6 protein-coding genes are annotated in these 6,804 nt (G+C 63.2%); 5 read left to right on the top strand and 1 reads right to left on the bottom strand.

What is annotated here, in order from left to right; translation table 11 throughout:
• Window positions 1-656: L-serine ammonia-lyase, iron-sulfur-dependent, subunit alpha (locus ACT8II_RS07225; protein WP_443813511.1), on the top strand; the 656-nt coding region annotated here is incomplete at its 5' end.
• A gap of 177 nt (window positions 657-833) precedes the next feature.
• Here ACT8II_RS07225 and ACT8II_RS07220 read toward each other — a convergent pair.
• A complete protein-coding gene (locus tag ACT8II_RS07220; protein WP_317439984.1) occupies window positions 834-1,580 on the bottom strand; it encodes an HAD family hydrolase in 747 nt (248 codons plus the stop codon).
• A gap of 523 nt (window positions 1,581-2,103) precedes the next feature.
• Here ACT8II_RS07220 and ACT8II_RS07215 point away from each other — a divergent pair.
• From ACT8II_RS07215 to ACT8II_RS07200, 4 genes are all read left to right on the top strand, one after another.
• Window positions 2,104-3,189 (top strand): DUF871 domain-containing protein, encoded by a 1,086-nt coding sequence (locus ACT8II_RS07215; RefSeq protein ID WP_304292462.1) that lies wholly within the window; start codon window positions 2,104-2,106, stop codon window positions 3,187-3,189.
• A gap of 147 nt (window positions 3,190-3,336) precedes the next feature.
• Entirely contained in the window at window positions 3,337-4,656 is a 1,320-nt protein-coding gene (locus ACT8II_RS07210; protein WP_443813508.1) for a 6-phospho-beta-glucosidase, read from the top strand.
• Window positions 4,657-4,852: 196 nt separating this feature from the next.
• Entirely contained in the window at window positions 4,853-5,158 is a 306-nt protein-coding gene (locus ACT8II_RS07205) for a PTS sugar transporter subunit IIB (protein ID WP_118653556.1), read from the top strand.
• A gap of 90 nt (window positions 5,159-5,248) precedes the next feature.
• Window positions 5,249-6,670, top strand: a complete 1,422-nt coding sequence (locus ACT8II_RS07200) for a PTS sugar transporter subunit IIC (RefSeq protein WP_443813505.1) — start codon at window positions 5,249-5,251, stop codon at window positions 6,668-6,670.
• Window positions 6,671-6,804: the final 134 nt, after the last annotated feature.

The raw sequence follows: 6,804 nt of genomic DNA, 5'->3' as shown, positions 1-6,804 counted from the left end.
CCGCCGAGGGTCTCGAGAACGCATGGGGCGCCGAGGTCGGACGCACGCTGCTCGCCACGCGCGGCGACGACCTCGCCTGCCGCGCCCGGGCCCGCGCCGCCGCTGGTTCCGACGCCCGTATGAGCGGTTGCGCCCTGCCCGTCGCGATCGTATGCGGCTCGGGCAACCAGGGCATCACGTGCGCCCTGCCGGTGCTCACCTACGCTGAGGAGCTCGGCATCGAGGGGGAGCGTCTCACGCGCGCCCTTGCGCTGGCGGACCTCGTCGCCATTCATACCAAGAGCTATATCGGAGCCCTCTCTGCGTTCTGCGGCGTGGTGTGCGCCGCGTGCGGTGCGGGCGCGGCCATCTGCTGGATGCGCGGCGGCACGCGCGAGCAGATCGGCGCGACGGTGGTGAACACCCTCGGCAACGTGGGCGGCATCGTGTGCGACGGTGCCAAGGCGAGCTGCGCGGCGAAGATCTCCGCCGCAGTGGATGCCGCCATCCTGGGATGCGACATGGCGCTCGCCGACCGCGGCTTCCGCGCGGGTGAGGGCATCGTGCAAGACACCGTCGAGGAGACCATCGCCAGCATGGGTTACGTGGGCCGCGTGGGCATGAAGGACACCGACGTCGAGATCTTGAAGATCATGACGGGCGAGACACGGTTGTAAGCGTGCTGCCTCTGCCTATGTGGCAGCTTCGCTTACAGAGATGATCCGAGCGCGTAATGTCGAAAAATGAGGACTGTGAAACGCTTCATTTTCTACATTCCGCTCTCAGCGCAATATTGGTCTTCGTTTGAGTTCGATGCCGCTCCTGGGGTGTATTCGGGTGAAGGCTCCATGGCGTCAGTCGCCCGTGCAGAACTGCTCTTCGATCTCGTCAAAGCCCTTGGCGAAGTCCGCCATGCTGCCGCACCAAAGGGCGCGCGGCTGGTTGCCGTTGCCCACGTAGGCGGTCTTGAGCCCGATTGCGGGGGAGGGGAAGTCGCGCTTGGGGTCGTTGCCCACCATGAGCGTCTCCTCGGGGGCGAGTCCGAGTTTGCCGAGCGCCTCGAGGTAGTAGCCGGAGCACGGTTTACAGCGCGTCGAGTTCTCCCAGGTGGTCACGAGCTCGAAGGGCATGTCGAGCATGTCGCCCCAGCCCATGCGACACTCGATGCAGGCGCGCGAGAAGCTCGGGTTGGTAAGAAGGGCGATGCGCATCCCGCGATTGAGTACGGCCTCAATCGCCTCGTGGGCTCCCTCGCGCGGACGCGCGGCGATGAGGCGGTCGTTCTTCTTGGGGAGGATCTCGCGCTCGTAGAACTCGAGCATGTCGAGGATTGCGGGCTCGAGCAGGGGCACGCCACAGCGGCGCTCAACCTCATCGGCGAAAAACCGCTGGTTCGTCCGTATGTCGCCCTCGGCGCGCTCTCCGTTGTTGAGCTCCAACATGGCACTTCCCACCGAGGTGAAGAGCGCCACGGTACTCTTGCGTGCCGCTTGGGCGAGAAGGTTTGCCTCATCAAGTGCGAACATGCCGATGAAGGCGTTCAGGTTGATGCTGAGCAGCGTGTCGTCCATGTCGAAAACAACCGCTTTGAGAGCCGTCATGAACGCCTCCTTTCCGTTTATATGGGCATGTTTATGAATTATGCCCATAATCGCTGCGTTCCAGCCATGGAAATGAATGAGGGCTGCAATCTCCTTGTGGCATGGCGGGGGAGGGTGGCCTCGAAGTACCTGAGCCACGCTTTCCCGCCGTTGCCCTGCATCGTCCCTCGTACCTTCGCATCGCCTTAGCCGCGACCGGGCGGGGCGTCGTCTCCCTCATGGCCCTTCGCCGCCGTCGTCTCTGCGCGCGACATGCCGGTGGCTAGCCGGAGACGTTTTTCGTCGCTTGCCCCCATCCGCTCACCGGTAAATCGCTACCGTTCGCGGTTTTACTCGATTATGCAGACTAAAATTAAATCGATACAAATAGCTGGCATTACGCCAAGAAATAGCGTTTTAGCACCTGAGAGGGGTGGAGTATTCCTACTGCCGGACTCCAATTGAATCGATATAATTCCAACCACCAGATGCACACAATTGCCGTGTGCGCCGACGCAGGCCACGTGAGGAAGGACGTCCGCGTATGAAGTGGGGTATCTCCCTGTATCCGGAGCATTCGACGGTTGAGCAGGATTGCGCATACATCGAGCGCGCCGCGGCACACGGCTTTAGCCGCATCTTCTCCTGCCTGCTGTCGGTCGAGGGGGATCCCGATCAGGTCAAGCGCGAGTCTGCCGAGCTCACCTCCTGCGCCCACGCGAACGGCATGGAGGTCGTCTTCGACGTCGCCCCCAGCGTCTTCGCCAAACTCGGCATCTCCTATGACGACCTCTCGTTCTTCCACGAGATCGGCGCCGACGGCATCCGCCTCGACGAGCCCTTCCAGCCCAGCCAGGTCGCCGACATGACCCGTAACCCCTACGGTCTCATGATCGAGCTCAACGCCAGCTGCGCCGATGGCATCCTGGCCGCGACGCTCACGCATGATCCCGACCGTGCGCGTCTCATTTCCTGTCATAACTTCTATCCGCAGCGCTTCAGCGGCCTCGACACTGCCTTCTTCGAGCGTGAGAGCGCAATCGTCTGCGAGCTTGGTGTGAACCTCGCCGCGTTCATCGGCATCCCCCGCGCCGATGCCTTCGGCCCCTGGCCCCTGCGTGAGGGCCTCGTCACCCTCGAGTGCCATCGCGAGCTTCCGCTCGACTTCCAGGCGCGCCACCTGTCCGCCATTGGCCTGGTCGACGACATCATCATCTCCAACTGTTTTGCCACCGAGGAGGAGCTGGCTTCTATCGAGCAGATCGATCGCTCCCTCGTCCAGATGCGTCCTGTCGCCGATTCCGGCTTGACCGACAACGAGCGCATGGTCGCTCTCTATCCCAAGCACAAGGTCCGCGGCGACCTGAGTCCCTATCTGCTGCGCAGCACGTGGTCGCGCGTCGAGTTCGCCGACCTCGACATCCCGGTGCGTCCGGTCGGCCGCGACCTCAAGCGCGGCGACGTGGTGGTTGTCAACAACGCCAGCCCCCGCTATAAGGGTGAGCTGCAGCTGGTGTTGCAGGACATGCCCGACGACGGCACGCGCAACGTGGTTGGCACCTTGCCCGCCTACGAGCAGATGCTGCTCGACTACCTGGATTCCTGGTCGCGCTTCGGCATCCTGCTCTAGGGAAGTACAACGTAACCCAAGAGCTGTTATTCAACCCGTCACACGCCATCGACAAAAGGCAGGACGGCCTCAAGGGCGAGCAGCCTAATTGAGGAATATCGCGTTGAGCAGATCATCCTGAACTTGTTGAAGAGGAGGAGAGGACTTATGGCAAACGGTATCAAAATCGCGACCATCGGCGGCGGCTCGAGCTACACCCCCGAGCTGGTCGAGGGCTTCATCAGGCGCTATGAGAACCTTCCCGTGGACGAACTGTGGCTCGTCGACATCCCGGAGGGCCAGGAGAAGCTCGACACGGTGGGCGCACTGGCCCAGCGCATGGTCAAGCGCGCCGGCCTTCCCACCAAGGTCGTCCTCACGACCGATCGCCGCGCCGCGCTCGACGGCGCCGACTTCGTGACCTCTCAGGTCCGCATCGGCCGTCTTCCCGCCCGCGTGCTCGACGAGCGCATCCCGCTGTCCCACGGCATGCTCGGCCAGGAGACGAACGGCGCCGGCGGCATGTTCAAGGCGTTCCGCACCATCCCGGTCATCCTCGACTTTGTCCGTGAGGTTCAGGAGCTCTGCCCCGATGCGTGGATGATCAACTTCTCCAACCCCTCCGGCATGATCGAGGAGGCCATCCTCAACTACACCGACTTCGACCGCGCCATCGGCCTGTGCAACGTGCCCATCAACATGCACGCCGGTATCGCCCGCGTGCTCGACGTCGATGAGAGCCGTCTCGAGCTCCAGCTCCAGGGCGTGAATCACTTCGTCTTCGCCACCGGTGTGTTCGTGGATGGCGTCTCCGTCATCGACGAGGCGGTCGAGAAGTACGCCCACGTCTCCGAGGACGAGGCCCTCTTCATGAAGAACTTCATGTCCATCCCGTTCTCGCCGGCGTTCATCCGCGGCATCCACGCGATTCCGTGCCCCTACCACAACTATTACTTCCATACCGACGAGATGCTCGCCGAGGAGCTCAAGGAGTTCGAGGAGGGCAACGTCCGCGGCGAGGTGGTCTCCCGCCTCGAGGACGAGCTCTTCGAGATCTACCGCGACGAGAATCTCGACATCAAGCCCAAGCAGCTCGAGCAGCGCGGCGGTGCCCGCTACAGCGACGCCGCCTGCAACCTCATCGAGTCCATCCACACCAACCGCGGCGACATCCAGTACGTCGACGTCCGCAACGACGGCTGCATCGAGGGCCTGCCCTCGACGAGCGCCGTCGAGGTGGCGTGCCGCATCACCGCCGACGGCCCCAAGCCGCTCACCACGGGCGAGCTCAAGCCCCGCATCGCCGGCTACGTGCAGATGATGAAGGGCTTCGAGCGCATGGTGGTCGAGGCGGCGATTACTGGCGACCGCGACCTTGCCGTCGCGGCGCTCGAGATGAACCCGCTGTGCCCCTCCGACAAGCTCGCCAACATCGTGGTGGATGAGCTTATCGAGGCCCACAGGCAGTACCTGCCCCAGTTCGCTTAAGGGGCCTGCGCGAGGCGGTCCGGGCGGGCGACCCCCTGCCCACCCGCCGCTTGCGCGGCGCACGTCAACTTTCGTTGGGTATTCCTCGCTCCACGGCGTATCATCAAGGTGGGGTGATGAGAATATTGCGGTCGCATTTCCACGGCCGCGCAATGTCGTTCCCGCACCGCGCGGGAGAAGGAAAGGAGGAGAGCTCATGGTCAACATTCTGCTTTGCTGCTCCGCAGGCATGTCCACGAGCCTGATGGTCTCCAAGATGCAGGCGAGCGCCGAGGAGCGCGGCATCGAGGCCACCATCTGGGCCGTGCCCGAGGCCGAGGCTCAGGCGAACGCCGAGAAGGCCGACGTCATCCTGCTCGGTCCGCAGGTTCGTTTCCTGCTGGACAAGGTTAAGTCGGTCGCCGGCGACACGCCGGTCGAGGTCATCGACATGATGGCGTACGGCATGATGGACGGTGCCAAGGTCCTCGATCAGGGTCTCAAGCTCATCGGCCACGAGTAATCGGCCGCGCGCCCGGCGCGCCCGAACCCGCGGGGGCACCCGCATCCGTGTCTATTCGATCATCACCCCACTTTTTTAAGGAGAGACGACATGGCATCACCCATGGACGGTTTCATGCACTGGATGGAGACCAAGTTCATGCCGATCGCGCAGAGGATCGGCAATCAGCGTCACCTCGTCGCCATCCGTGACGGCTTTATCTCCATCATGCCGGTCACGATGGCCGGCTCCGTCGCAACGCTTCTGAACGTGTTCTTCCGTGACCTCCCCAACACCTGGTGGGGCGCGGGCAACGCCTTCACCGAGGCCTGCACCCAGCTCATCAACGTCAACGTGAACGTGTACAACGGCTCCATCTCCATTCTCGCGCTCTGCTTCGCGTTCACCCTCGGCTACCACCTCTGCAAGTCCTATGACGTCTCGCCGATTTCCGGCGGCGCCGTCTCCCTGGCTTCCGTCGTGGCCACGATGAACTTCGCCCCGAGCTTCGCCTACACCCTGGCCGACGTCACCCCCGATGCGGTCAAGGCTCTCGAGGCCGCCGGCCTCACCGGTCTTACGGTGACGGACGCCGGTGCGGTTACGATGGACGTTGTGGGCTCGAGCATGATCTCCACGGCGCTCACCAGCGCCACGGGCCTGTTCACCGCCCTGATCTTCGGCCTCGTCTGCACGATGATCTACATCAAGCTCATCCAGACCAAGCTCACCATCAAGCTGCCCGATTCCGTGCCGCCCGCGGTCAACAGCGCCTTCGTGGCCATGATCCCCGGCGTCGCGGCGATCTTCGTGTCCGCCATCATCACGCAGATCTGCGTCGTCGTCTCCGGTTCCTACCCGAACGACCTCATCTCCGAGTTCATCCAGCGCCCGCTGCTCGGCATGTCCTCCGGCTTCTTCACGGTCCTGCTCGTCGAGTTCCTGGCCCAGCTCTTCTGGTTCTTCGGCATTCACGGCATGAACGTCCTCGCCCCCATCACCGAGGGCATCTACACCCCCGCTCTGCTCGAGAACCTCGCCGTCTGGAACGCCACCGGCGACCTCTCCCAGCTTCCCTACATGTGGACCCGCGGCTCCTTCGACGCTTACACCATGATGGGTGGCTCCGGTCTTACCCTCGGCCTGATCATCGCCATCCTCTTTTTCTCCAAGCGTGAGGATTCCAAGACCATCGCCAAGTTGGCCGCTCCCATGGGCGTGTTCAATATCAACGAGCCCATCATCTTCGGCATGCCCATCGTGCTGAACCCGATCTACTTCTTCCCGTGGCTGCTCGTCCCGGTGATCACCGCCGCTATCGCGCTCGGCTTCACCTACGCCGGCATCATTCCGCCGGTCTACATCCAGGTTCCCTGGATTATGCCCGTTGGCCTGTACGCCTTCTTCGCCACCGGCGGCAACGTCATGGCCGCGCTCGTCGCGCTCCTGAACCTCGCTGTCTCCTTCATCATCTGGCTCCCGTTCGTCATCCTTGCGAACAAGGAGCAGGAGAAGACCGAGGCCGCTGCCTAGGCGTTAAGGGCTTCGGCTTTCAACGATTGATTCGCGTGGCCCACAGTGGTTGCATATGCTCCATGCGGGTCACGCCCGTCGGCCGCCGGTGGTCTGCTGACTCGCCGGTGGCCCTTTTACCTAGAGGAAGGTTT

The organism is Collinsella sp. (assembly GCF_052346665.1).
GTDB lineage: Bacteria > Actinomycetota > Coriobacteriia > Coriobacteriales > Coriobacteriaceae > Collinsella.
This window is presented reverse-complemented; position numbering and strand designations above follow the sequence as displayed.

Excerpts from the sequence above, each read along its gene's own strand:
- ACT8II_RS07220 (WP_317439984.1), bottom strand. The coding sequence starts at position 1,580 with ATGACGGCTCTCAAAGCGGTTGTTTTCGACATGGACGACACGCTGCTC.
- ACT8II_RS07210 (WP_443813508.1), top strand. The coding sequence starts at position 3,337 with ATGGCAAACGGTATCAAAATCGCGACCATCGGCGGCGGCTCGAGCTAC.
- ACT8II_RS07205 (WP_118653556.1), top strand. The coding sequence starts at position 4,853 with ATGGTCAACATTCTGCTTTGCTGCTCCGCAGGCATGTCCACGAGCCTG.
- ACT8II_RS07200 (WP_443813505.1), top strand. The coding sequence starts at position 5,249 with ATGGCATCACCCATGGACGGTTTCATGCACTGGATGGAGACCAAGTTC.
- ACT8II_RS07215 (WP_304292462.1), top strand. The coding sequence starts at position 2,104 with ATGAAGTGGGGTATCTCCCTGTATCCGGAGCATTCGACGGTTGAGCAG.